The sequence below is a fragment of the Micromonospora sp. S-DT3-3-22 genome, assembly GCF_015354745.1.
In the GTDB taxonomy this organism is placed as follows: Bacteria; Actinomycetota; Actinomycetes; order Mycobacteriales; family Micromonosporaceae; genus Micromonospora; species Micromonospora wenchangensis.
On the sequence record NZ_JACGMO010000062.1, the window covers coordinates 15,054 to 40,453 of the forward strand.

A 25,400-nucleotide genomic window follows, 5' to 3' on the forward strand; every position below is an offset into this window, starting at 1 on the left:
GATCCTGTCCGCTGCCCCCCGCACCAGCAGGACGTCATCGACGCCGCCGCCGCACTCGTGCCCCGCATCACCGCGCCCGCCACCACCCCACGCCCTGACCACCGGCCGGCCTGGTGATCGCTGCGGCCGGCCCCGCCAACGCCCTGTTTGCTTCCCTGCCCGTTCGTCTTGCCGAGGGACTGACCTTCCTGATGGCTTTGCCCCGCACCTACACCTCCGACGTCATCGCCGACGCCGTGCGCCAGGTCGAAGCCGCCCGCGCCGCCGGACGACGCGGCCCGATCAGCGCCGTCGCCCGGGAACTCCACCTCGACCGCCGACTCCTCCAAACCTGGGTCACCAAAGCCCGCACCCACGCCACCGCCGCAGCACCACCGCCCAACGCATCGAGCACCCACACCGGCGTCGACCCGGTCCTGCTGCCCGACGGGCTGCTGCACTGCCGGTTCTGCCAACACCCCATGACGGCGGTGTTCACCTGGGCCGGTCTCGTCTATGACTGCCCACCACCGTGCCGTCGACCTGTGCTGAACGCGACAGCAGTCGCCAGCGCCGTCGGCGTGGTGGTCCTGCGGCACGCCGCGCATCTCGTACCCGCGCTCACCCACCCCAAGGCGGCGGGTATCGCCGCCGGTCACGCCCGCCGGTTGATCACCCGGATCACCGCCGGCACCCACCCGAGCGACCTGCGGATCACCTGGCCCAGTACCCGCTCACCCCGACCGGTTCCGCCCGGACACCTCGACCTTGCCCGCAACCTCACCGGCACCGATCCGCAGCGTGCCCGCACCATCCTGCGGAACATCCTCGCCGGCATCGACCCCACCACCACCGCCACCGAGGTTGTTCACGCCGAGGCCGCGCACCTGCTCGCCCCGCTACTGCACGGCGAGGCGGCGATTCGTTGGGCGGACTACGCCCACCGCAGCCTCGCCTGCCTCCACGGCCCCACCCACCCGCACACCCTGACCGCCGCCCATACCCTCGCTACCGCGCACCGCCAGGTAGGCCACCACCAGCGCGCGTACCACCTCCTGCGGGAGCTCGCCGATCACCTGGCCGCCACCGCCGGACCGGACGCGCACCCCACCCTCGCAGTCCGCGCCACCACCGCTCTCGTCCTGCACGACCTCGGTCACCACGACGCCGCCCGCGCCCTCCTCGCCGACACCATCGACCGCCACCGCCGTGCCCACCCCGGGCATCCCACCACCGCCCGCATGACCGCACACCTCAACCGGCTACGGCAGCGCCACACCACCGACCGCGACAGCAGCCCAGGAGCAGCAGTGAACCTTCCCGCCTCGGTGGCGCGGGCGTGACCGCCCCGGAGACGGCCGCAAGCGGCAAGGTGGGCGGACAACGACCCGACGGCCCCCGACCGGCGATCCCTGCCGGCGGACGCATTGCCGCCGCTGCGCGGATATCAGCAGGAAGCGGTCGAGGCGATCGTTGAGGGTGCCGCCCGCGACGGCAGGGGACAGGTCATCGCCGCCTGCGGGACCGGAAAGACACTGATCGCCGCACACGCGGCAGTACGGTGCTGCCCACGGGTTGTGTGTCCGTCGCTGGCCCTGGTCGGTCAGACGCTGCGGGTGTGGCGGCCCCTCGGTGTCCACACGGCGGCGGTGTGCAGTGACGGCTCCGTCGCCGACGTCGCCGGTCACCCCGACGAGGCAGGCAACGCGCCGTTTGGCCAACACGGGGATGAACTGTGCTGCGACGGGCCCGACCCTCACCGGCCGTTAGTCAGCGAACCTGGCCTTCCGTGATACCTCGCGCGCCGTAGGGACCTCCACCAGTTCCGACCACGACCGCTTACCCAACCCGATCTCAATCCGCAACCGGACCGGCTTCCCCGCGTAGTCCTTTCGCCACTCCACATCCCCACCCCCATACCAGCGGGGCGGGGTTGACCGGTCGACGGTGAACAGCCAGGAATCGGTAACTGCCCGAGCGTCCTGTTGGGCGGCACGCCCCTCCCGGTCAGCGCCGTCCACGCCGGGGCGCAGCCGGAACGGCCCCCATACCTGCTCGCGGATCGCCTCAGTGGTGACATCGCCGTGCGGGGTGCGGTTTTTCCCGTCGTCACGGATGGCCAACCGAATCCAGTCGTACTGCTCCACCTCACGCGGACCAATCAGCTTGACCACCAGTAACGCCGGCTCCGGTGTTCCCCTCGTGCCGAGCAACACTTCCAGTACGGGCCGCATTTCGCGGTGCCTGCGCCGCTCCTCGGCTTCGACCTGGTCGCGGCGGACACCGACGGATGTTCTCCACCCCAGCCACGCCACCAATCCGACGGCGAGACTGATTACCATCGACCCGATGGACGCACCATCGACCAAGTCTTCGATCTTCACGCAGGCATGATGCCGCCCCCACGCCACCCTGCCCGCCGGATGTCAGGTAGGAGACAGACGTGAACAGCGCGCTGACCTCTGGCACATATGCGAGGTGAAACCCCACTGAAGGGACACCTCACATGTCGACTCTCCGTATCGACCGCCGCATCGGCCAAACCCGCCTGCACCTCCAGATGCCCTACAGCCCCAGCAACCGGGCGTGGCTGCACGACGCCCTCGGCGAGAGGACCCGCCCCCGGTGGAACGGCCCCGAGCGCCGGTGGGAGATCGCCCGAACGCACCTGATGCGCCTTGCCCGCGCACTTGCCGACCGGTTCGGCGCGGTCGACTTGTACCTGGAGTTCAAGACCACGGAGCGGTGCGACTCCAACTGCCAGAAGGCCGAGCATTCCGACTGCGAATGCTCATGCCTCGGCACCTACCACGGTGGCGGCATGTGGGGCGGCTGGATCCAGGTCGGCGGCACGACGCTGGTGCGGCCAGGCGTGGAGGTTAGCCACATGCGTCTCACGCCCTAGCGGACAGCCCACGGCGTGATCTCACCCAGGAATCGGCCCACCGCGGCGTCGTGGTTGAAGCGGGAGTTCAGCTCGCTCTGGCCTGCCTGGCGCATCTGATCCCGCTGCTTTGGGGTGGTGGCCAGCGCCCGATCGATCGCGGCTGCCAGCGCGTCAGGGCGGGCTGGTTCGCTGGTGAATCCGGTGACCCCCTCGGTTACCTGCTCGGCCAGGCCGCCAGCGGTGGTGGTGACGACCGGCGCGGCGCCGTACACGACCTCACCGCCGCCCGCACTCACGACCTGATCAACGCGCTGACCAGCGCGAACGTGATGACCTTCGCTGACAAGGCGTACCAAGGCGCTGGCGGCAGCGTCCGTACGCCGTTCAAACGCCGCCGATACCGACCCCGACTGTCCCGCCGGAAGAAGACCGTCAACCGCCACCACGCCAAGACCCGGGCCGTCGGCTGAACGCGCCGTCGCCACCCTCAAAGCCTGGAAAGTCCTCACCAAGCTCCGCGGCTGCCCCGATGCGCCACCGCGATCATCCAGGCCATCCTCGTCCTACACCACGCCCAGACCAGCCGAGAACCACGATGAAAAGGGCTGTCTCTCTCTATAAAACCGCTGGTCAACGTGCCGCCCCGCGAGAATGCAACAGCCCTGGCGGGGGAGCTTCCGCATCGGTGATATGCGAGATCAGCACATCGGCAGCATTGGCCGTGGAAGTCCTAGACACCGCGCTTCGCGCGCCGGTCTGGGACGGGCCGCCGCTACGAAACCGATCAAGCGTGGCATTGCGAAACATGGGTTGCCCTGGAGGTCGGAACCAGTCAGAGGGGCCGCTTGTGCCTGCCTGCAGGTAGGACGGGATCTGGCTGCGGCACTGCTCGTGCACTGCCGACCGCAGAGATCGCGACCAAGTTGCGGGTGGCACAGGCGCTGCATCCATCTGGCGTAGCTCTCCGGGAATGTTGGAGACCGGCCCCGTGGTGGCTGGCGCGCTGCGCTAGAAGTACGGGCGGGTAGTGAGTGTCGCCCGCATCGTGTAAGAAGTGGTAGTGACATTTGGTGCTGCGAGGCTGACTGAGGACGAAACGTGCAAATGGTTTGTGCTGCCCGCGCTTGCCGCGTCGGGGTGGCCAGAGGAGCAGATCTGGCCGCAATACCCAATTAATGCGGGCAAGTTGGTTGCTACTACGCGGCGACATTCGCGTCAGTCGAAGCTGAAGGCTGACTATGTGCTGGAACACCGTGATGGACTCCCGATCGGGATCGTAGAGGCCAAACGGACCAGCAAGAACGCCGCCGACGGCATCGAACAGGCCAAGCGGTACGCGCGGTTGCTTGACGTGCCGTTCGCGTACGCAACGAACGGTCGCGTGATCCACGAAATTGATCTATCAACGGGCCTGATGACCGAGGTTGGGGCATTTCCTTCCCCGGAGACGCTACTTGCCCGCTATCGGCAAGCGCGGGGCCTCGACAGGGGGCTGCAGACCGAAGTAGTGTTGATGCCCTTCGATCAGCAGTTACGCAACTTCAACAATACACCACGCGAAGCGCGCTACTACCAAAAGGTGGCGGTCAACCGTGCCGTTCACGCAATTACCCGTGGTGATAAGCGGATTCTGTTGACTCTCGCTACTGGCACTGGCAAGACTCTGGTTGCCTACCTGATCGTCGCCAAGCTGCGGCGCGCCGAGTGGACGGGAGGCCGCCCCCCTCGCGTTCTCTACCTTGCCGACCGCAGCATGTTGATTGACCAGCCAAAGGACGAGTATTTCATCCAGGGGTTCGGGGACGTGGTCCACAAGATAGAGCGCGGGGTGGCGGCGCGCGGACGGGACATCTACTTTGCACTCTATCAGACGCTCGACCGCGGCAACGATCAGCCACTATACAAGCGCTATGACTCGGACTACTTCGATCTGATCATCGTTGATGAGTGCCATCGGGGGAGCGCCCGAGATGAGGCACAGTGGAGCAAAATCCTAAAGTACTTCAGTCCGTCGACGCAAATCGGAATGACAGCGACACCGATCAACAAGCGCGATGCCGACACATACAACTACTTCGGCGACCCAGTGTATGAGTATTCATTGGCTCAGGGAATCGAGGACGGTTACCTGGCGCCCTATCGGGTTCGGAAGGCGCGCCTCAACGTCGACATTATGGGATGGCGGCCGACCGCAGGGCAGCGCGACATTTACGGCAACGAGATTCCAGATCGGCTTTATACGCCCAAGGACCACGAGCGGGTCTTGGCCATCCTTGAACGCACCGAGGAAGCTGCAGCCTACCTAACCAACTACCTACGGGAGACCGATCGGTTGGGTAAGACGATCGTGTTCTGCGAAAACAATGACCATGCACACCGAATGCGGCAGGCATTAACCAACGCGAACTACGACATGGTCCAGCGGTATCCCGACTATGTTTGCCGGATCACCGACGACGATGGTGATCCTGGCCGGGCGCTATTGGACCGGTTCAAAAAGATCGACACCGATGAACCCGTGATCGCAGTGACGTCTCGCTTGCTTACCACCGGGGTCGATATGCCATCGGTACGTAACATCGTACTGTTTCGACGTATCGGTTCCATGCCAGAGTTCAAGCAAATAATCGGTCGTGGCACTCGAGTATGTGAGGATGTGAGGAAATCATCGTTTGACATTATCGACTTCGTCGAGGCGACGGTCTTGTTCAACGATCCGACTTTCGATGGTCCACCGATCCGTATCGTACGGGACGACGTTGACGACGAAGGTAGCTTCGAGACCACAATAGAGCAGTCGGAAGCTGACGAAGACTTGACGGAAGAAGCCGCCGGCCCTGGGTCCGATTACCAGGAGCAGGACGGCAATGTCGCAGACAAGACAGCTGCAAGCGATGGCCCTGCCAACGTAGTGGACGATCCCGACCAGATCGACAACATCCGTGCCAACGGCGTCCGCCTCTACGTAAATGGTGTCGATGTATTTGTGTGGGGCGAGGCATTCTACGTCCTAGAGGGCGACGGCCGCCGCCTGCGCCTGGTGACGTACCGCCAATACGTCCAGGCTCGACTCATCGAACTGGACCTTGATCCTGCCAATCTTCGAGCGCAGTGGGCGATAGCCAAGAGTCGCCGCCTGCTCAGCGAAGCACTTGAAGCCGCCGACATTCCCGTCTCCGAACTCCCAGTGAAGCTCCAACATCCGGAAGTGGACCCGATCGACCTGCTGTTGCACATAGGTTGGGAATTCCCCCTTGTCAGCCGTGATGAGCGGGTAGCCCGGCTACGACGCGAACACCGCGACTTCCTTGCCGGATTCCCCACCCGAGCGCGGGAGATTCTGGATCTCGTGCTAGAGAAGTACGCCGCGTACGGCCCGTCTGAGTTGTCGCCCAGCGCACTACAGGTCCCACCGTTTACCGAGCATGGGACGATCATTGAACTTGCTGAGCGGTTTAACGGGGGCGATAAGCTGCATGAGGCTCTGGACAACCTTGGCACCCGACTGTTTAGCGTGGCGGCCTAAGCGGAACGATTAAGCCTTGCGCGGCTCGTTCACTTTACGCTACCAGTGAGCTACACTATTCTGCGTGGTACCATGTCCGCGTGCTGGCTGATCCCCGCAGTGCTCGTAGCCTGCTCTGGTGCCTCAGCGCAAGCCGGCGAGCGTACTTCAACGCGGGCGAAGGCATGCGACGTCGGGCACAGATATCAGGTCCAGCAATGCCAGGTGCAGCGCGGCAATTGGCAGCACGCCGATTGCCACATCGTTCGACTCTTACAACGCTGCCCGATCCGCCACCGCACTGACGTTAGAGATACCCGATGATCGTGGGCCGACGTCACCGTTACCAAAAGCGGCGGCGACCGACGCGATGAACCTGATTTACGCCTTCTGGGCCGACGCTCTGACTGCCGACAACCGAACGGAATTTCGACATGGCAACAAAGAGGACCGACGTACCACCGACCACTCGCGCTCAGTTCGGCTCCGCAATCAAATCTGCCCGCGACATCATGCGCAAGGATGCCGGCCTAAACGGAGATCTCGACCGGCTTCCTCAACTCTCCTGGCTCCTCTTTCTTCGGGCCTTCGACACACTCGAGGAAGAGCGGTTCCTTATCGAGGGACCGCGCTTCAAGCCAGCGATAGATGAACGGTACCGCTGGAAGACGTGGGCCTCCGATCAGGACTTCAGTGGCGAACGTCTACTGAAATTTGTGAATGATGACCTGCTTCCATATTTGCGCGATCTTCCGTCGAGCAAGGACCCGTCGGATCCGAGAAACATCATCTCTGCGGTCTTTAAAGAGATCAACAACCGAATGCTGTCCGGGGTACTGCTCCGCGATCTCGTCGACCAGGTGAACCGGATTAATTTCCGTACATCCGACGACTACCACGCGATCGCATTTCTCTACGAGTCCATCCTCAAAGAGATGCGCGACGCGGCAGGAGATTCGGGCGAGTTTTATACGCCTCGACCAGTCATCAAGTTCATGGTAGAACAGACTTTTCTCAAGCTCGGAGAGAGTATTCTCGACCCCGCCTGCGGGACAGGGGGATTCCTGGTTGAGGCGTTCGAAAAGCTTCGCACCTCAGCGAACAGCAGCGTACTGTTGGCTGAACTGCATGCCAATCTTCGTGGAATCGAGAAGAAACCTCTTCCATACCTACTCTGCGTAATGAACCTTATTTTGCACCATGTGAACAGTCCGGCAGTCATTCGCGACAACGCACTTATTCGGATGCTTAACGAGAACAAGCCGGCGAACCGAGTGCGTGTCGTACTAACGAACCCGCCGTTTGGTGGAGAGGAAGAAGGCTCGGTCGCACAACGCTTTCCTCAGGGCCTCCGAACGAAAGAGACTTCATTACTATATCTTCTGGCCGTCATTGACAAACTGGAGCCCGGCGGTCGATGCGCGGTCGTGCTACCTAACGGCGTTCTTTCGGGAGCTGGAATCGGTCCGCGTGTCAGAGAAAAGCTCTTGAAGGAATGCAACCTGCATACTATAGTGCGGCTGAGTCAAGGAGTATTCGCGCCATATACTCCGATACCTGCAAATCTTCTCTTCTTCGAGAAAACCGGACCAACGAAAGAGACTTGGTTCTATCAGATGCCCGCTCCGGAAGGCCGGCGAGGGTATTCAAAGACCAAGCCCATGCGTTACGAGGAATTCGCCGACTGCATTGAGTGGTGGGGCGGTGAGCATCGTGATGGTCGAATTGAAAATCACCATGCCTGGCGCGTGGCGTGGGCGGACATCGAACGGGATGACTTTAATCTTGACCGCCCTAACCCTAGTGCGGCCACTGGTCTAAGTCATCGTGATCCGAGTGATCTAATAGTGGACCTTGTGGCCATCGAGCGTCAGATCCTGGAACTGTTGGGTGGACTTACCCCAGTGGAAGTTGCTACTAAGAATGTGCCATGGTCGCCGTTGAGTAAGATTCTGACGCTGTCAGCAGACCCGGTGACAGTGGAGGAAGAAGAGCGATACATCACAGCTGGCATATACAGCTATGGCCGTGGTTTGTTCAAGCGGCCTATGATTTACGGATCGGAAACGAATTATCGCACCCTCTATCGCTTGCATGTCAACCAATTTGTGTTTAGTAAGCTGTTCGCATGGGAAGGCGCGCTCGCCACGGTAACCAAGGATTTCGAAGGACTCTTCGTCTCACAAGAGTTCCCGACCTTCGACATTAATGCCGAAGTAGCTGACCCTAGCTACGTAGCTCATTTAGCACGCTGGCCGGAGTTGCATGCGCGACTACGGGACGGAACCACAGGAATGGGATCCCGCCGCCAGCGAGTGAACGTCGCGAGGTTGCTTGCCACCGAGGTTCCGCTTCCAGACTTGGAGAAGCAGCGTCAGATTGCTATGCACCTTGATAGCCTGATGAGCATTGATAAGGCTGTGATTGAGCAACAAGAGAAGTCTAAAGCTCTTCGCCTGTCGCTCCTCAATGCTGCCTTCAGTTCCTCATGATGGGCGCCATACCCTCTCAAGCACCGCAATAGTCAAGGAAGCGGACTCGCTTGCCTCGGTCGCTCCCGGACAGTCCGTAGGGATCTGGACGCGAGCTGGCGGAAGTACCCCCTGGGGCGGCGGGTCTCTCCCAGCGCCCTCGTAGGTCGACTGCGGGGGGCGACCGAAACGGAGTCGGGTGTGCGCGGGAATGATCAGCCAGGTTCAACGGTGCAGGAGTACGGATCTTCGGACGGGTCCAACCAGTAATGCGAGCCAGCAGCGGTCGACATTGACAGCAGTAGCGAGGGGTGCAAGGACCACCACCAGACCGGAGGATGCGGAGCCGCCGTGATTCCGCTGCCCGGCGGTCATCAGACGCTCCACCACCGTTCGCAGCTGGGTAGCGGTGATCGCGGTGGCGTCGCCGGCAGGCGCGAGCCGCACGGCGTCCAGGACCGTGGTCCAGGACGTGCGTCCCACCTCAGGGCGGGGGCGATGGAGCATGGCCAGCCGGGATGAACTGGAGGCGGGTCTTGGCCCGCCCTTAGATGTGGCAGAGCAGAGGGCGCGGGCTGTGGGCGCGTTTGACCGTAGCCGTGGTGAGACATCTACGGCCAACACGATCTGTGCGGCGCCCCGGCGCGGCAGCGGCAGCTTGACGAGGGTCACCCGGACAAGAGTGAGCTTAGGAAGCTGATTCCTCCCCGGATGTCGTTGACCCTCATAGGGATCCTTCCAGAATGCCCTCAGTCGTCGGAGTCTCGGTCGACCGGTTCCTCCATTGCATCGTAGTTGTCTGGCTCGGCATATCCGACGGTTTTGGGGGCGCCGCCGCTGCTGTCGAGCAGCCCGATGAGAGCGGTCAACCGTTGGTGCAAGGTTTCGCTTCGGGCTCGGAGGAAGCCCTCGAAGTCGTCGCGTTGCGCGGCAGCGAAGGCGTCAGCATCGACCAGACATGTGGCGGCCCGTTTGCGGACCTCGGCTTCTCCTTCTGTGTCGCACAGGTCGCGAAGATACCTCGATGGCGGCTGGTTGGAAATCCAAATGTTGCTGACCGAGCTAAGCATGATGAAATTGGCGCATACATTGATTTGCGCTGTCGAGTATCGGGCTCGGCGAAGGAAGTCACGAGGGAAGAAGTGGTGAAACTCTTTGTCGTTGTCCCAGGAGAGTGCCTTGTCAACGTCGATGCGCTGTCCAGTGCGAAGGTCCAGTGGCTGTTCATACGCGAGCAGTAAGGCCAGGAGCTTTGCGGGGGCGTTGTCGGCGCGGAATTGATTACGTCGCCAGAAATTGCTTGTGGGTACAGCAACGGAGATTTCAATGTCGGCCGTTCTCTTTGCAGCGAACTCGGCGATCGCGATGCAGTCGGCCAGCATTTGGGTGCTGTTCCAGCCCTTGAAGTATCCCCCGCTGGCGGTAAGCCAGAACCAGCGGTGGATTGCAGAGAACTGTGCGGCAGTAGGCTTAGGGACCTGGCGGAACACCTCCACGAGCGGTGCGAATTGGTTCAGGTATGGTAGGGCCGCTGCACGGGGTGTGCCGATTTGGGTGGCCAGGAAATCTACCGCTCGTCGGGCGGCCACAGCCACCTCGCCGACAGCTGCCGTGATCTGCCGTCCCGAGAGTCTCCGCAGGTTGTCCATATCGCTGTTGGAGAAGCCGAGTCCAGCGGCGGCGGCGATCGTACGGAGGATCGTTTTACGATCGATTCGTCCGTACTTCTTAGCCTCTAGAACCGCCAGCAGGGTGTCGACTTCCTCGGTAAGGTCGAAGTCGGGCGTCCATGTTGCTGCGCGGACCAGATCCACGACGTCCAGCGGCGTTCCGGTGCTGTTTATCCTGCCAAATACTTTCGCGACCTCGTCCACTGGCATGTCGTGCAGGACGATCGCCGCGATCGAATAGTCCTGAAACCGGGCGAAGACCTGTTTCGCCCGAAGCTGCAACTCGGGCTCTGCGATTAGCCCCACGCGGCCGAAGTAATCCGCCGGGTCGGACAAGAGTCGGGTCGGTATTTGAAACATTGGTGGCTCGTCATCGGTGGTTCGGTGCATGAACTTTTGCTCGGCCAAGTCGTATACGATGTTCCAGATGCTGTCCGGGTCTTCGTTGGGCTTCCAGTGCAGGGCGCCGAAGATTGTGGAAAGTCGCTGCTGTCCGTCGAGGATGTAGTTGACTGGGTAGCCAGGACGGGGTGGTCTTACGGAGAGACCAGCAACGGTGCGTTCGCTCGCGAGTTCGCCGAGGTTAGTTTGCCAAAGAAGGATGCTGCCGATTGGATAGTTTTTGACGACGGAATCGAGTAGCTCTAGGACTTGGCGACGGTTCCAGACGAAGGCTCGCTGAAACTTCGGGAGCAGGATGTCGCCGTGCAAGATCCTATCTGCGAGGTTGGCAAGCCGCGGCACCTCAGGCTGAGGATGCCTGATCGGCCCTTCGTCCCTGATGTCAACGGTCACCGTGCACCTCGCCGCACCTGCATGACCGGCATCGTATGCGTTACCACCGACAGTCCTTCACCCGTCGTGGCACGCGAGCGCGTGCGACACGACAGACATCATGCACGGCACATGTGGCAAACGGTGTAGGTCGTTCCCTTCAGGACGAATGCCACCCATCTTGACCATAAAGATGAAACCGGCGGGACGAAGGTTGGGCGGCATGTCGCGATCGGCACGCAGCATCTCGAGGTTGATGATGGTGGGCCGGCCGCCGACAGCGGCAGGCGTATCAGGCAAGCCTTAGAGCACATCAAGACGGAGGCAGTGGCATGAAAATCTTCAGCTACGAGGACGAGCCTGAGATCACCATGGACCCCGAGACCCGCCGGTCCTTAGTCCGGCAGCTACTCGGCCCCGACGCGCCGCCCGCGTGGTGCGAGCTGGTTGAGGCCCTGGCGATCCTCGCCCCGGCCCACAACAACGACATCAGCCCGCTGGACTGCACGCCGGGTGAGCTGACCGTCTGTGCCCAGCCGGCTGGGGTGCCCATTACCGAGATCGAGCGGCTGGAGGAGATTGGCTTCCATGTCGCCCATGGCGAGGAGGACTTCAGCTCGACCCGGTTTGGCAGCGCCTGAGCGAATCGGTATTGAAGGTGACAGTCCGGATACTCCAGTCGCACTTGCCTGATACGGAGTTTCGGCAGCTCATCGACAACCGGAGGTGGGGGGCAGTGGGGAGGGTCGGCGCATTGCGCCCGGCCGCCGCGCCAGGCGAGGCTCGCAACCGAGCCGGGCAAGGGCAGGCTGGACCACGCGGGCTGTGGCTGTGACCCTGTCGTTCGGCCCTGCCCCCGTTTACCCCCCGAAAACCCCTGCCAAAGGTCGACTATCAGCGACAAGCGTTGATTGGTAAACGGTTGCGTCTGTGCAGGTCAGCGATGAAACTCGACGATCAATGACAAGCTGTAGAAAGTGACGTTCGGTAACCGTGTGTCGCAGGTTCGAATCCTGCCGGGGGCACCTCCAAGATCAGCCGCCGATCCCTCTGGCCTGCGGATATCCTCCTGCTGGGACCACATGCAGGAGGTGCCGGCGCCGGCGGCACAGCGACCATCCCCCGGCCCCCACACCACCCAACCGGTCAAGATCGGCACGCCGATAGCCTTCGGCCACCCTGCGGCCCCAGCCGTGCGGCGCAGTCCCTGCCCTATCCGGCGATGGCGGCAGCATGGCGGTCGGCCCGCCGGACAACGTCCAGGAGCATGAGCAGCACCAGAGCCATCATGATGAACACCGCGAGGTAGAAGCCCCAGGCTACATTCGTCTCCCTGGCGGAGAGATGGTCACGCACGATGTCGCCGAACCTGACCCCGCCCGCGATCTGTTCGGCGGCGACGGAGCCGTACCCGCTCGCCGCGTCCACTGACGGGATCGCCAACCAGGAGACGGTTGCCACGAGCAGACCCGTCGTCGCGGTGAGCAGGAGCAGCCAGCGCAGCCGCACCGACAGCGTCGGCCACCTGTTGGCGTAGACGCCACAGGTCACCTGACCGGCCGCCGCGATGACGCCGAGGAGCACGGCCAGCGACCAGGCCGATGAGCTGTGCCACGCCGTGGCCGTGTTGACGTGATGGGTCTGCTGTCCGCTGCCGTACCGGCTGACCGTCCAGCTCAACCGGTACCAGGGGAGGAAGCTGTCGGCGAGCAGCAGCACGCCGAGCGCCCCGATGGACCGCTCCCACCACGGTGAGCGGAGACGGCCGTGAAGGTGTTGTCGGATACCGAGTCGCATAGACGAATGTTGGCCTGTCGCGACGTTCCGCGTTGTCCGGGGTGAAGACTCGGCTACGGCAGTCAGGCCCGACAGGCAAGGGGCAACGAGGTCGGACGTCGCCGGGTGCCGACGGAGCCGGATAGGGTGCTGCCGTGCTGACACTGCCGTGCGGGCATCCGGCGGATGTGGCCACCAGCCGGGTCTGCTCCCACCTGGTCGCCGTACCGGAGGACCGGGAGGTGGCGTGCTTCCGGTTGCTCACCGGGCGCGGGCTGGCGTTCGACCTGGTCTGCCGGGAGTGCGGCGAGGCCGGTGGGTCGGCCGCGCTGGTCGTGGTGTGCGAGGGGTGCGTCGACCGGCTCGTCGAGGACGGGGAACTGCTGGGCTGGCGCGGCGAGCCGGAGATCCTGGAACGGCCGGAACCGCTCGACCTGACGGTGTCGGACTGGCCGCTGCCGGCGTCACTGGGGCAGGTGACCGATCTCGCCCCGGTCGACGACGCCGACGGCTCCCGCTGGCTGGTGCTCACCGCCGACGGCACGATCGTCGCGCTCGACCCGGACGACGACCGGGCCACCGTGCTGGCCACCGTCGAACTGGTCGACGAGCCGGGGCAGCAGCCGTGGATGGACCGCCAGCTACGACGCAGTCTGCACGTCTCCGAATGTGGTCGTTTCGCGGCCGTGGTCAACGACTTCGGCCGGTACGGGCGGGTGGTGGACCTCGACCGGGGCGGTGCGGTGACGCTCGCCCTCGACGGCGGGGACTACCACGCGAACACGGTGCCGTTCGCGCTGGCCTTCGCCCGGGTCGACGGCCGGCCGGTGGTGGTGCACCGCACCCGGTGGAACCGGCTCGACGTCAGCGACCCGGCCACCGGCGAGTTGCTGACACCGCGTGAACTGGAGAAGACGTCGGAGCAGGACCGGCCGGCGCACCATCTCGACTACTTCCACGGCCGGTTGCTCTGCGCCCCGGGCGGGCAGGTCCTCGCCGACGACGGCTGGGTCTGGCATCCGGTGGGTGTGCCCTCGGTGTGGGCGCTGCGCCCGTGGTTGGACGGCAACGTGTGGGAGTCCGAGGACGGGCCGACCCGCCGGGCGCTGTGCCACCGCGACTACCACTGGAACGGGCCGCTCTGTTTCGTCGGTGACACGCTGCTGGCGGTCGGTGGCATCGGCGACGACGACGAGACGATGCTGCCCGGCGTACGCCTGTTCGACGTGGCCTCGGGCCGCGAGTTGACCACCTTCGCCGGGCCCGCCGGGGCCTGGTTCTCCGACGACCGGCGGCTCTACTCGGCGCACTCCGACGGCCTGCACGCCTGGGACCCGCTGACCGGGCACCGCACCGCGACGGTGCCCGGCTTCGTGCCGACCTGCCTGCACCGGGGCACCGGGGAACTCGCCGCGGTCACCGACGGCGTGCTGCGCCGGTGCCGGCCGGCGTGAGCGGGCCACCGGCCGCGCGGCGCTGACCCCAGCACCGGGCTTGCCCGCGGGGGCAGGGGGGACTGCCCCTAAGACGGCCGGTGCCCGCGTACCGCGGCGGCCGGGGTCGCGGCAGGGTGGCCGGGTCGACTGTCGCCGATCCGAAAAGAGCGGTCATGACCTGGGAAGAGAACTACTGGGACGATGCCACGCAGAGCCCGGACTACTTCCAGCTTGTCGAGTTCGCCACCGTCCTCGACGCCGACTACGGCACCCGGATGTTCGGCCGGTGGATCGAGCAGATGCACCCGGACCGCCACGACCTGATCCGCAGCCTGGAGTACCTGCTGGTCACCTACCGGCACGGCGACGACGCGCGGGCGACGCTTGACACGTTCGAGCGTCAACTGCCCCGGCCGTGGGACGACTGGGCGATGAACACGGCGCTGACGGAGACCGCCCGACGGTACCCGGACGTGCCTGTCGAACTCCGGGACGACGACGACTTCGCGACGCTGGCCGAGCTGCTGCGCGACGACGAGCAGCTGTTCGCGCTCTGGCGGGAGGAGGTGCAGCAGGCCGCCGTCATGGCGCTGTCCGTCCCCGAGGTGATGCCCGCCTTCGTGGCCTCCTGCCAGGCCCTCGCCGAGGAGGCGCTCCGTCACCAGGGCAGGGGCAAGGAGGAGGAGAGCGACCGGGAGAGCGAGGAGGAGAGTTACGACTACTCCGGCTACGACCGGGCGTTCGGCCACATCGCGTCCGACGACGACCTGGTGGCGCCCCCCGCCCCGGCGAAGTCGGTCCGGTTCGCGGAGCCGCTGGTGGAGGGGGAGGACGCGCCGGAGTGGCAGCAGAACGAGTTCAAGATCGGGGTGGCCTTCACCCTGAACCCGGAGGCCAACTCGAACCTGCCCGGCCACTACTCCTGGGCGCAGACCCAGGCCCTGGTCAGCGCGTGGGGGGTGGACGTGGACGAACTCGTCACCATGATCGGGGCGGCGATGAACCGGATGCCCCGCATGTACCGGGACGACCGGCTGACCATCCACGTCTTCCCGCAGCACGTCTTCATCACGGTGACGATCGACTCGGCCCTCAACGCGCACAACACCGGGATCATCGCCACCCTCACCGACGAGGGGGCGTACGCGCACTACGTGCAGTTCAAGGACCTGGTGATGTTCTACACCGACGAGAGCGACATGGACACCCCGATCTACAACGTGCTCAAGACGTTCGGGGACCCGTGGGCCGGTGGCACGGCCGAGAGCTACGTGGTGCGCCACGGCCGGGGCCGCAAGGCGTACTTCACTGTCGACCCGGTGAAGACCAGCCACGAGCAGAGCGTCGCGGCGGTCGTCCGGCGCTGCTCCGGCGGGCTGGACGTCCGGGTGCTGACGGCCCGCCCGCAGTAGGGTGACAGCCGGCGGGGGCGCCGGGGCGGTGCCCGAACGGGCAGGCGGGACTGCCCGCAGAACTTCCCGCACGGTCCCGGTCGACCCGGTCGGGCCGCGTTCACTGTCCACCATGGCAGCGTCAGCGTCCCGTTCCCTGCGCGCCGCGTCGGCGTTCGCTGTGGTGGCACTCCTGGTGGCCAGTGCACCGCCGGCCGCGTACGCCGAGTTCTTCGCGGCACCGCGACCGGCCGGCGGCCCGGCGTTGCGGATCAGCGTGGGCGACGGCGTCGCCCCCCTGGTCGGCGAACCCGCCGGGACGACCCTCGGGCTGACCCCCGGCGGCTCGGCGGTGGTCACCCGCACGGTGACCACCGCGACCATCCCGCCCCGCCCCGACGTGGTGCTGCTCGCCGACACGACCGGCAGCATGCAGGCGGCGCTGAACGACGTCCGGGTCAACGCGAAGCGGATCGTCGACGACATCAGCGGCGTCCAGCCCGACGCCCGCTTCGCGGTCGCCGAGTTCCGGGACGAGGGCGACGAGTTCGTCTTCCGGCTCAACCGGGACCTGACCGCCGAGCCGTCCGAGGTGCAGGACGCGGTGAACGTCTGGACCGCCGGGGGCGGCGGCGACGACCCGGAGGCCGGCCTGAACGCCCTGCACGCCGTCGCCACCGGAGCGGTCACCCTGCGGGCCGAGAGCAGCCCGATCGTGGTGATCTTCGGGGACGCGCCGTCGCACGACCCGAGCGTCGGCCACGACCTCGCCGGCACCATCCAGGCGTTGACCACCCGGGGCGTCCGGGTGGTGGCCGTGGACGTCGGCAACCCGGGCAGCTACTCCCTGGACCAGACCGGACAGTTCACCGAGATCACCCGGCAGACCGGGGGCGTGCTGCTCAACGCCGCCGGCCCGTCCGAGGTCTCCAACGCCATCCTGGCCGGCGTCCGCGCCATCCAGAGCACCGTCGCCGCCCGCGTCACCGACTGCGACCCGCAGCTCACGGCCTCCGTCACCCCGGCCGAGCAGACCGTCGACAGCGGCGGCACCGTCGACCTGACCATCGCCGTCGCGGTAGACGCCGCAGCCCGCAACGGGGAGTACGCCTGCCGGCTCGACGTGTCCGTGGACGGCATCGTCCAGGGGGAGCCGGAGCGGCTGACCGTGACCGTCAGCGGGGCGGCACCCGACGTACCCGTGCTGCACTCCGACGCCGCCACGCTCGACCTCGGCGAGGTCCCGCTCGGGGTGCCCTCGGCGGCCCGGACGGTGACCCTCACCAACACCGGCGACTACCCGCTGACCGTGGCCGCCGCCCTCGCCGAACAACCCCTCCCGGCGGTCTTCGCGGTCACCGGCTCCACCTGCGCCGGGGTGCTGGCCGTCGCCCGGTCCTGCACGATGGCCCTCACCGCCACCCCCCGGGCGATCGGTGCCGCGACGTCGGTGCTCAGCCTCGCCAGCGCCACCGACACCGGCGGGGTCGCCGCCCAGTCGCTGGCCCTGAGCGTCTCGGGCCGCAGCCCGACGTTGCAGTTCAACCCGGGCGTCGGCCGTCCCGGCCAGGTGGTCACCGCGCTCGGCCAGGGCTTCCCGGCGGGTGCCGAGGTGCTGGTCGGCTGGGTCGACGGCACCGGCACGGTGACGGCGGTCGCCGACGCGTCCGGCCGGTTCGCGGTGCCGATGGTGGTCTTCGAGGAGGGGCTCGCCGGCCCCCGGGCCGCGCTCGCCTCGGTGCCGGCGGTCGGCCAGGTGACCAGCGGTACGTTCCTGGTGCAGTCGGCGACCGCCCAGCCGGGGCCGTTCACCCGCCGCCGCTGACCGGCCCACCCGCCCGGGCACCCCGGACCCGGGTCGCCCCGGGAACGCGGCCTGCTCAGCCGAGCAGCACCTGACCGGTGGCGACGATGCTGCCGGCCGGCAGCGGCGCGGGATCGTTGCAGGTGTTGACCTTGTCACCGTGCCGGGCCGCCGGCTTGCCGTTGATCAGCACCAGCGGGCTGCCGGCGATGATCGTGCCCTGGTTGTTCGGCGGGGTCTGGAACGGCCCACCGGTCGGCACGTGCGGCGGGGCGTTCACCGCGACGCTGCCGACGACGGCGGCCGGCTTGCCCTCGATCAGCACGTCGGTGCTGCACCCGTTGGCGATCGTCCCGGCGAACGGCATCGGGGTGGGTGTCGGCACCGGCCCGGTCGGTGAGGGCACCATGATGATGTGCGTGTCGGTGCCGACCACCTTGTCACCGAGCTTCGCCGCGGGTACGCCCACGATGACGACCTCCCCTGAACCGACGGGACGGGATCAGATCAGCCCCTCGCGGATGGCGTGCGCGACCGCCTGGGTGCGGTTGCGTACGCCCAACTGGGTGGTGATCTCGTGCACGATGTTCTTGATGCTGCGTTCCGAGTAGGACAGTTCCCGGGCGATCGTCGCGATGTCCGCCCCGGCGGCGATCATCCGGAGCACGGCGAGCTGACGCGGCGACAGCGGCAGGATGGTCAACCCCCGGGGTGCCAACACCTGCCGCTGCGCCCGACCCACCCGGGTCAGCAGCGAGCTGAGCAGGTCGGTGGGGAGCCTCGCCTCGCCCCGGGCGGCGGCCCGGACCACCTCGCGCAGCAGGGTGGCGGTGCTCTCCGAACGGCGTACCAGGCTCAGGCCGCCCGCCTCGATCGCCTGGAGGCCGGCGGTGTCGTCGAGCTGCCCCACCACCAGCACCGGTCGGGGGGCCGGCCGCCCGGTCAGGGCGTCGAGCTGGGCCAGCAGCCACCCGTCCACCGTGTCGGCGACGATCACCAGGATGTCCGGGTCGTCGTCGGGGCCGGCCACCACGACCGGCCGCGCACCGGCGGGTTCGTCCGCCCCGACGGTGCCGAGCTGGGCCGTCACCCCGGCCTGGGAGATCGGGTCGCGGGAGCGGACCGCCGCACGGACCGGCCCGGGGTGGACGGTGCGGCCGGTGTCGGCCGGGTGGCCGTTGCCCTCCGAGTGGGTGGTGTCGGTCGGGTCGGCGGTGTCGGTCGGGTCGGGGGGGTACGGGCCGGGGGCCCGCCGGGCAGCGGGGTGCGGGTCGCTCATCGGCTGGGGGAGGGGCTCGGGGTGGGCGCGACCGGCACGAGCTGACCGGCGAAGTAGGCGGCCGGGGTGCACGCCGTGGTGCCCGGGTTCGCGCACTTCACCGCGACCGTCACCGGCTGGCCGGCGGAGAACCGCAACGGCTGGACGAAGTGGTAGTCCAGGTCCCGGAAGTTGTTCAGGCCGGTTTCCAGCAGCACGGTGTCGCCCCGCCGCACCTGGAGCAGGCCGGCGTCGCCGTGCGGGTTCTGCAACACGATGTCGGTCACCCACAGCACCTTCTTCTCGGCCGGCCGGTAGGTGGAGAGGGTGAACTCGTTGGCGGTGGTCGGCGACGCGCTGGTCGCCACCCGGAAGTCGGCGGCGGTCTCCGGATCGGCGTTGTCCAGCGTCCCGGCCTGGCCGCCCGGCCCGTTGCCGTTGCCCTTCCCGGTGTCGGTCGTCGGGCTCGGTGACGCGCTCGGCTTGGGGCTGACGCCGGCGGCGACGTTGGCCACCTTCTCGGCCTTCTCGGCGGTCTGCGCCGCCTCGCTGGCCTGGGTCTTCACCTCGGCGACCTCCTGGGACAACTCCTTGGTTTCCACCTGCGCGGCCTCCTTGGCGGTCGACTGCACGGTGGGCTTGAGCACCGCGAACCAGAGCCCCACCAGGGCCACCGCCACCGCAGCGGCCACCAGCACCACCCGGGGCGACCAGGCCGGCAGGACGGACCGCTGCACCAGCAGGCCGTCGCTGATGATCGGCTCGGCGTCGGGACGGGTCACCGCCACCTGGAACGGCAGGTTGCGGTCCGGGCCGAGCAGGAACCGCCGCCGGGGGCGTACCCGCAGCTTCACGAACGTGGCGGTGCCCGGCCGCAGCACCGGCGCGGCCGGCAGCACCCGGAACGTCAGCAACCGGTCCGGGTCGGCGGGCAGCACCTCGACCGTGGTCTCGACGTTGCCGGTGTTGTCGATCACCAGCTGGTGCCGGGCGGCGCGCCGCGCCTGGGAGGTACGGGGCACCAGCTCCGTCGCCAGCTCCACGAAGGGCTGCACGGTGACGGTGCCCTCCTCGACCACCGAACCCTCGGGGTTCTCCCGCCCCCGGACCCGTACCCCGAAATCGACGCTGCCGGCCGGCACGGTCGCCGCACGCGGCGGCGTGAACGTCACCCGCGCCTCCTGCTCGGTGCCGGGCAGCAGGTTCATCGTCGCCGGCTCGACCTCGGCCCACGGTGCGGCGTCGCCGACCACGTCCAGGGTGAACTGGTCGACGACGGCGGCGGTGTTACGCACCCGGACGGTGCAGCCGACCGTGCCGCCGGCGGCGACGGTGAGGTCGGTCTCGACAAGTCCCACAGCGACACTCATGCGGGCAGTCTCGCCGCGCGGGCGGGGCCGGCAGAACCACGAACGAGGAACACCAAGGGGCAGCCGTGGCTACCTGAACGGGCAGCGGAACGCCTGATCGGGCAGCGGGCCGTCAGCGCGGCTCGCTGATCCCGCCCCTCGGCCGTCGGCCCGCCACCCCGCCGGGGCCGGCGGGCCGGCCACCACCGCTGTTGACGCTGACCTCGCGCGGGGGCGGAGCCAGGTCCGTCTGCGTCTCCGGCACGAACGGCACGAGCAGTTGCAGGTGCAGCCCGGTCCGGGCGGTCCCGCCGTAGCCCACCCAGGCGGAACCGGTGTCCCCCTCCCGCCGGGGCGCGCTGCGCACCACCACCGGCTGGTTGGCGCGGGCCACCGCACCGGTCAGGAACCCCGACGGCAGGGCGGTGCAGCTCGCGCAGCCCACCAGCAGGTCACCCAGCAGCCGGTGCTCCCGCTCGGTGTCGGCGGCCCAGGCGGTCAACAGGTAGCTGAACCGGTAGCGGCGGCCCGGCGGGCGACGCCCGACGAGCTGGCCGTCGGCGTCGCGCAGCTCGTCCCAGGTCGCCGAGACGCCCGCGGAGTCCTCCTCGACGTCCAGCAGGAACGCCGAGACCAGGTCACCGTCGGCGCTCTGCGCGCACCGGTCCGGCGGGTCGAAGACGACCGGCACGTCCGCCGGCAGGTAGTGGCCCAGCCAGGCCCGGACCGACAGGTCGACATCCCAGATCATCCGTCCACCCTGCCGGCTGCCCGAACGGGAGCGCGGGCGGCGGCCGGGCAGGCCGTCGGGGCGGATCGGTTGCCCTTGGGGGCAGTGGTGCCTACCCCGGCGGCGTCCCGGCGGGCAGCCCTGGCGGCCGGTCGACGTTGGCAGGCTCGGCCCCATCACACCGTCGTACAGGAGGTTCGATGCCGACGTATCTGTCGCCGGGCGTCTACGTGGAGGAGGTTTCCTCCGGGTCGAGGCCGATCGAAGCGGTCGGGACGGCCGTCGCCGCGTTCGTCGGCTTCGCCGAGAAGGGGCCGGTCGACGAGCCCACGCTGATCACGAACTGGACGCAGTACACCCGCACCTTCGGTGGTTTCGTGGCGGGCAGCTTCCTGCCGCTGTCGGTCTACGGCTACTTCCTCAACGGGGGCGGCTCCGCGTACGTGGTCCGGGTGGGTGGTGCCGGTGGTGCCGGCGCGGACTCCGCCGACGACGCCGCCGCCGGTGAGTCGTACGCGGCTGCGGCCGTACCGGCGGCCGGTGACAACGGCCGGCTCTCCTTCACCGTCCGGGCGGCCCTGCCCGGCCCGGCCGGCCAGGACCTCTCGGTCGAGGTCACCGACGCCTCCGAGGGGGGCGACGACGCGTTCAAGCTCGTCGTCAAGCAGGCCGGCAAGCCGGTCGAGACGCTGGACAACCTGACCACCAAGCGGGGCGCGGGCAACGTGGTCACCGCCGTCCGCCAGCAGTCCAAGCTGATCCAGATCGAGGAGGCGAAGGGCGCGACCCTCGCCCCGCCCCGACGCGGCGCCGAGATCACCCTCGCCACGCCCGCGCTGCCGGCCACCACGACCGGCACCGGTGACCTGCGGGTACGCGCCGAGGACTACGTCGGTGACGTCAGCGACCGGACCGGCTTCGCCGGACTGGAGGCGATCGAGGACATCACCATGCTCTGCGTCCCCGACCTGGCCGCCGCCCACCAGCAGGGTGCCATCGACGACGAGGCGTTCAAGGCCGTCCAGCTGGCGATGATCGCGCACTGCGAGCTGATGGGTGACCGGGTGGCCATCCTCGACCCGCCGCCCGGCCTGCACCCGCAGCGCCTCAAGGAATGGCGGATGGACGTCGCCGGCTACGACTCCAAGTACGCGACCCTCTACTGGCCCTGGGTCAAGGTGATGGACCCGGCGCAGGGCCGGGCGGTCTTCATGCCGCCCAGTGGGCACGTCGCCGGTGTCTGGGCCCGCAACGACGACACCCGGGGCGTCCACAAGGCACCCGCCAACGAGATCATCCGGGGTGCGCTCGCCCTGGAGAGCGGGCTCACCAAGGGCGAACACGACCAGCTCAACCCGATCGGGGTCAACTGCATCCGGGCCTTCCCCGGGCAGGGCATCCGGATCTGGGGGGCGCGCACCCTGTCCAGCGACGCCGAGTGGCGTTACCTCAACGTCCGGCGGCTGTTCAACTGGATCGAGAAGTCGATCCTGCTCGGCACCAACTGGGTGGTCTTCGAGCCCAACGACCCCCGCCTCTGGGACGCGGTGCGCCGGGTCATCACGATGTTCCTGCGCCGGGTCTGGCGCAGCGGCGCGCTGATGGGCGACACCTGGTCCGAGGCGTTCTTCGTCAAGTGCGACGCCGAGAACAACCCGCCGGAGAACCTCGACGCCGGCATCCTCACCGTCGACATCGGCATCGCCCCGGTCAAACCGGCCGAGTTCGTGGTGTTCCGACTCTCCCAGCTCTCCCAGGGCTCCGGCGACTGACCGGCCCCGGCGGCGAGCACCCGACCTGAGCGACGACGAGACCAGGAGAAACGAGCATGGCCGGTCAGGGTACCCAGGACCCGAAGCAGAACACCCAGATCATCAGTGCCGCCGTCTTCCGGCTGGAGGTGCCGGGCATGTCGGCGATCAACTTCGCCGAACTGGTCGGGATCAGCAGCGAGGTGGAGAACGCGGAGTACATGGCCGCCGGCACCACCGGGCCGATCTTCTCCCGGCACTTCGGTCGGACCAAGCCGCCGACGGTCACCCTCAAGCGGGGCCTCGACCTCAACGGCGACCTGTGGCTCTGGCACCAGAAGGTGCGCAACATGATGTACGACGCCTACCGGGACTGCGCGTTGAAGCTCTACGGCCCCGGTGACGACCTCAACGGCGACGCCCGGCTGACGTACATGATGACCAACGCCTGGCCGTCGCGGGTGGAGGTCAGCGGGGTCAAGGCCGGGGCCACCGACATCGTCTACCAGACGGTCACGCTGATGTGCGACGACCTGTTCGACTTCAATGCGCGGATCTAGCCTCGCCGAGCCCGCCGCCGGACCGGCGGCGGGCCTGCGGACCGAGTACCCGTTCGTGCTGCCGCGCGGGCTGGTCGACGACCGGGGCGGGGTGCACCGCGAGGGCACCATGCGGCTGGCCACCGCCCGCGACGAGATCACCCCCCAGGGCGATCCCCGGGTACGCCAGAATCCGGCGTTCCTCACCGTGCTGCTGCTCGCCCGGACGGTCACCCGCATCGGCGGGGTGAAGGCCGTCGACGTCGACGTGATCGAGCACCTCTTCGCCTCCGACCTGGCCTTCCTCCAGGACCTCTACCGGCGGATCAACCAGCAGGGGCACACCGGGGCCGAGGTGGCCTGCCCCCACTGCGGGGGACGCTTCGCGGTGGACCTGGCCGGCGGCCGACCGGGCGAATCCTGACCCACCCCGGCGGCCCGACCCCGCACACCCGTACCGGAACCTGAAGGAGGTGGACATGGCCTGGTCGTTACGGCCCGGACAGCCGTTCTGGCCGCGTCGCCGCCGGCCGGTCGGGGTACCGCCACCTGTTCCGGTCGCGTCTGTTCCGGTCGCGTCGCCGGTGCCCACCGACCGGTATCCGGTCGTCCCGGGCCTGCCCTTGCTGACCGTGGCACCCGCCTCGGCGATGGTGACCATCCCGCCGCCGGGGACGGGCCCGTCCCTGCCCCCGACCGCCGCCGTTCAGCCGGCGTTCGCCGGCCCGGCCCCGGTTGCCTCCGCGCCGTCCGTCGGGCCGGCTGCGGCCACCGAGCCGACCCTGATCCGGTACGACACCGCTGCGCCCCACCGCCCGCCGACCGTTCCGCCCGGGTGGACGCCTTCCGCTTCGGTCCGGGCGGCAGCGGCCGGGCCGGGTGACCTGTGGCCGGTCGGTCCGGTGGCGTACCAGGCACCGACGACCGGGGACGACGTGTCGAGGTTCCCCTGGTCGGGCGGCCACCTTCCGGGTGTGCCGCAACCGGATGCCGGACCGGCGACCGGGACGTCGTCGCCACCCGATCCGACCCGGCGGGGTGGCCCGCCGCCGGGGGTCGTCCGCGAGCCCGCCCCGGACGACCGGTCATTGCAGGCCGTGCCGTGGGCCCAGAACCCGACGGCGCTCCAGTCCTCGACCGACCTGCCCGGCCCGACCGCGATGCACGGTCCGGCACTGAACCACGACCCGGCTCCCGACCACGGTCCGACCCTCGGCCATGGGCCGGCGGTGGTTCCGGGGGGGACCCCGGGTCCGGCTGGGGACAGCGGTCCGACGCCGGGCGCGGGCCCGGACGTGGCTGGTGGTCCGGCCGTGGACCAGGACTCGGCCGTGGAACGTGGCCCGAGCGGGGCGGCGGGTGGGCCCGGGGGAGCGGGTGTCTTCGCGGCACCGGGTGCGACGGGTGGGCCGGAGAATCCGCAGGGACGGACGTCCGCCGGGCGATCCGACGGGGCCGGGGCGGATGCCGCAGCGGCCCGGACCGCAGCGCAGTTCGCCGCCGCCGGCCTGCCCACCGCGCAGGTCTGGCCGCCGCCGGGATTCGAGGTCGCCTACCTGGCGGCGGAGGCCACCCGGGCAGCGGAGGAGGCCCGGGCGTCGGCCGGCGTCGGCCGTACCCGACCGGCGCAGCCGGACACCGGCACCGGCCGGGGCGCGTCCACCGCCGCCCCGGGTCACGACGGTCGGAGCGACCCGGAGGGGACCCCGTCGTCGGCCGGTGAGGTGCGCCCGGTCGAGGTGGCCTTCGCCGGACGCCGGGGCCGCACCGGCCGGCGAGCCGACGCCCGACCGGTCCCGGAGCCGGCGGCACAGGGACCAGCCGACCAGACTGGCGCGACCGCCCCGCCCACCGCTGTCATGGGACAGCTCGCCGGGTCCGCCGCCCAGGACCAGGCCGAACCGGGTGGCCGGGCCGACCTGGACGATGCCACCGGCACCGACCGGGGCGTCCCCGCCGCCCGTCGGCGGGACGGCTCGGCGGGCAGCGGGCAGGACCGGCCGGTGGGCAACCGCCCGGAGGACCCGGTGCAGCCGACCGGGCCGGCGGAGCACCGGGGCGGGACGCTCGACGGGGCCGG

Annotated in this window: 21 protein-coding genes and 2 pseudogenes; 14 read left to right on the top strand and 9 right to left on the bottom strand. The window is 67.9% G+C overall.

The features are described from left to right. Window positions 1–191: 191 nt before the first annotated feature. Together H1A17_RS18770 and H1A17_RS35860 are read left to right on the top strand one after the other, a co-directional pair. Window positions 192–1,322, top strand: coding sequence for a CDC27 family protein (locus H1A17_RS18770; RefSeq protein ID WP_194822487.1), 1,131 nt, complete (start codon window positions 192–194; stop codon window positions 1,320–1,322). A gap of 84 nt (window positions 1,323–1,406) precedes the next feature. Further along, window positions 1,407–1,772, top strand: a complete 366-nt coding sequence (locus H1A17_RS35860; RefSeq protein WP_194822488.1) for a DEAD/DEAH box helicase family protein — start codon at window positions 1,407–1,409, stop codon at window positions 1,770–1,772. Here the strand turns inward: H1A17_RS35860 and H1A17_RS18780 are convergent. Further along, window positions 1,746–2,363 carry a hypothetical protein gene (locus H1A17_RS18780; protein ID WP_194822489.1) on the bottom strand — a complete coding sequence of 206 codons (618 nt, stop codon included), beginning with the start codon at window positions 2,361–2,363 and terminating at the stop codon, window positions 1,746–1,748. The two genes, H1A17_RS35860 and H1A17_RS18780, sit on opposite strands and share 27 nt — an antisense overlap. 122 nt (window positions 2,364–2,485) lie before the next feature. Between H1A17_RS18780 and H1A17_RS18785 the strand changes: the two genes are divergently transcribed. Then, window positions 2,486–2,884 (top strand): hypothetical protein, encoded by a 399-nt coding sequence (locus H1A17_RS18785; RefSeq protein WP_228543804.1) that lies wholly within the window; start codon window positions 2,486–2,488, stop codon window positions 2,882–2,884. On the opposite strand, the gene H1A17_RS18790 is transcribed toward H1A17_RS18785, so the two are convergent. Then, a complete protein-coding gene (locus tag H1A17_RS18790; RefSeq protein WP_309236805.1) occupies window positions 2,881–3,162 on the bottom strand; it encodes a glycosyltransferase in 282 nt (93 codons plus the stop codon). The two genes, H1A17_RS18785 and H1A17_RS18790, sit on opposite strands and share 4 nt — an antisense overlap. On the opposite strand from H1A17_RS18790, the pseudogene H1A17_RS18795 reads away from it, so the two are divergent. The 3 genes and pseudogenes from H1A17_RS18795 to H1A17_RS18805 all read left to right on the top strand — a co-directional run. Continuing rightward, window positions 3,127–3,465 (top strand): annotated as a pseudogene (locus tag H1A17_RS18795) (transposase family protein); the annotation flags it as partial. The gene H1A17_RS18790 and the pseudogene H1A17_RS18795 sit on opposite strands and share 36 nt — an antisense overlap. A gap of 461 nt (window positions 3,466–3,926) precedes the next feature. Then, window positions 3,927–6,392: an EcoAI/FtnUII family type I restriction enzme subunit R gene (gene hsdR / locus H1A17_RS18800; protein ID WP_194822490.1), complete on the top strand. Its 2,466-nt coding sequence runs from the start codon at window positions 3,927–3,929 to the stop codon at window positions 6,390–6,392. Between the two features lie 413 nt (window positions 6,393–6,805). Continuing rightward, window positions 6,806–8,863, top strand: a complete 2,058-nt coding sequence (locus H1A17_RS18805) for an N-6 DNA methylase (RefSeq protein WP_194822491.1) — start codon at window positions 6,806–6,808, stop codon at window positions 8,861–8,863. Window positions 8,864–9,591: 728 nt separating this feature from the next. On the opposite strand, the gene H1A17_RS18810 is transcribed toward H1A17_RS18805, so the two are convergent. Next, on the bottom strand, window positions 9,592–11,307 hold the full coding sequence (locus tag H1A17_RS18810; RefSeq protein ID WP_194822492.1) for a DUF262 domain-containing protein: 1,716 nt from the start codon (window positions 11,305–11,307) through the stop codon (window positions 9,592–9,594). Window positions 11,308–11,364: 57 nt separating this feature from the next. Then, window positions 11,365–11,586: a hypothetical protein gene (locus H1A17_RS18815; RefSeq protein ID WP_194822493.1), complete on the bottom strand. Its 222-nt coding sequence runs from the start codon at window positions 11,584–11,586 to the stop codon at window positions 11,365–11,367. A gap of 32 nt (window positions 11,587–11,618) precedes the next feature. Between H1A17_RS18815 and H1A17_RS18820 the strand changes: the two genes are divergently transcribed. Beyond that, window positions 11,619–11,927 (top strand): hypothetical protein, encoded by a 309-nt coding sequence (locus H1A17_RS18820; RefSeq protein WP_194822494.1) that lies wholly within the window; start codon window positions 11,619–11,621, stop codon window positions 11,925–11,927. Between the two features lie 571 nt (window positions 11,928–12,498). On the opposite strand, the gene H1A17_RS18825 is transcribed toward H1A17_RS18820, so the two are convergent. Then, on the bottom strand, window positions 12,499–13,083 hold the full coding sequence (locus H1A17_RS18825; RefSeq protein WP_194822495.1) for a hypothetical protein: 585 nt from the start codon (window positions 13,081–13,083) through the stop codon (window positions 12,499–12,501). A 134-nt stretch (window positions 13,084–13,217) separates the two neighbouring features. Here H1A17_RS18825 and H1A17_RS18830 point away from each other — a divergent pair, with 134 nt between their 5' ends. The 3 genes from H1A17_RS18830 (at window position 13,218) to H1A17_RS18840 (ending at window position 17,714) form a co-directional block, all read left to right on the top strand. Continuing rightward, entirely contained in the window at window positions 13,218–14,516 is a 1,299-nt protein-coding gene (locus tag H1A17_RS18830) for a hypothetical protein (protein ID WP_194822496.1), read from the top strand. A gap of 155 nt (window positions 14,517–14,671) precedes the next feature. Further along, window positions 14,672–15,910 (top strand): hypothetical protein, encoded by a 1,239-nt coding sequence (locus H1A17_RS18835; RefSeq protein WP_194822497.1) that lies wholly within the window; start codon window positions 14,672–14,674, stop codon window positions 15,908–15,910. Window positions 15,911–16,022: 112 nt separating this feature from the next. Beyond that, a complete protein-coding gene (locus H1A17_RS18840) occupies window positions 16,023–17,714 on the top strand; it encodes a choice-of-anchor D domain-containing protein (RefSeq protein ID WP_194822498.1) in 1,692 nt (563 codons plus the stop codon). Between the two features lie 55 nt (window positions 17,715–17,769). Here H1A17_RS18840 and H1A17_RS18845 read toward each other — a convergent pair whose 3' ends face one another. From H1A17_RS18845 to H1A17_RS18860, 4 genes are all read right to left on the bottom strand, one after another. Then, a complete protein-coding gene (locus H1A17_RS18845) occupies window positions 17,770–18,162 on the bottom strand; it encodes a PAAR domain-containing protein (protein WP_088643791.1) in 393 nt (130 codons plus the stop codon). A gap of 33 nt (window positions 18,163–18,195) precedes the next feature. After that, window positions 18,196–18,972 (bottom strand): response regulator transcription factor, encoded by a 777-nt coding sequence (locus tag H1A17_RS18850; protein WP_194822499.1) that lies wholly within the window; start codon window positions 18,970–18,972, stop codon window positions 18,196–18,198. Then, window positions 18,969–20,321, bottom strand: coding sequence for a hypothetical protein (locus H1A17_RS18855; RefSeq protein WP_194822500.1), 1,353 nt, complete (start codon window positions 20,319–20,321; stop codon window positions 18,969–18,971). Before H1A17_RS18855 ends, H1A17_RS18850 begins: the two co-directional genes overlap by 4 nt. A gap of 112 nt (window positions 20,322–20,433) precedes the next feature. Continuing rightward, window positions 20,434–21,051: a Pvc16 family protein gene (locus H1A17_RS18860; RefSeq protein WP_194822501.1), complete on the bottom strand. Its 618-nt coding sequence runs from the start codon at window positions 21,049–21,051 to the stop codon at window positions 20,434–20,436. 179 nt (window positions 21,052–21,230) lie between these two features. Here H1A17_RS18860 and H1A17_RS18865 point away from each other — a divergent pair, with 179 nt between their 5' ends. From H1A17_RS18865 to H1A17_RS18880, 4 genes and pseudogenes are all read left to right on the top strand, one after another. Beyond that, complete coding sequence (locus tag H1A17_RS18865; RefSeq protein ID WP_194822502.1) at window positions 21,231–22,802, top strand: phage tail sheath subtilisin-like domain-containing protein; 1,572 nt, start codon at window positions 21,231–21,233, stop codon at window positions 22,800–22,802. Window positions 22,803–22,858: 56 nt separating this feature from the next. Then, window positions 22,859–23,341, top strand: a complete 483-nt coding sequence (locus H1A17_RS18870) for a phage tail protein (protein ID WP_088643766.1) — start codon at window positions 22,859–22,861, stop codon at window positions 23,339–23,341. Then, on the top strand, window positions 23,328–23,744 hold the full coding sequence (locus tag H1A17_RS18875) for a hypothetical protein (RefSeq protein ID WP_145917717.1): 417 nt from the start codon (window positions 23,328–23,330) through the stop codon (window positions 23,742–23,744). Before H1A17_RS18870 ends, H1A17_RS18875 begins: the two co-directional genes overlap by 14 nt. Window positions 23,745–24,651: 907 nt before the next feature. Continuing rightward, a pseudogene (locus tag H1A17_RS18880) lies at window positions 24,652–25,400 on the top strand (hypothetical protein); the annotation flags it as partial.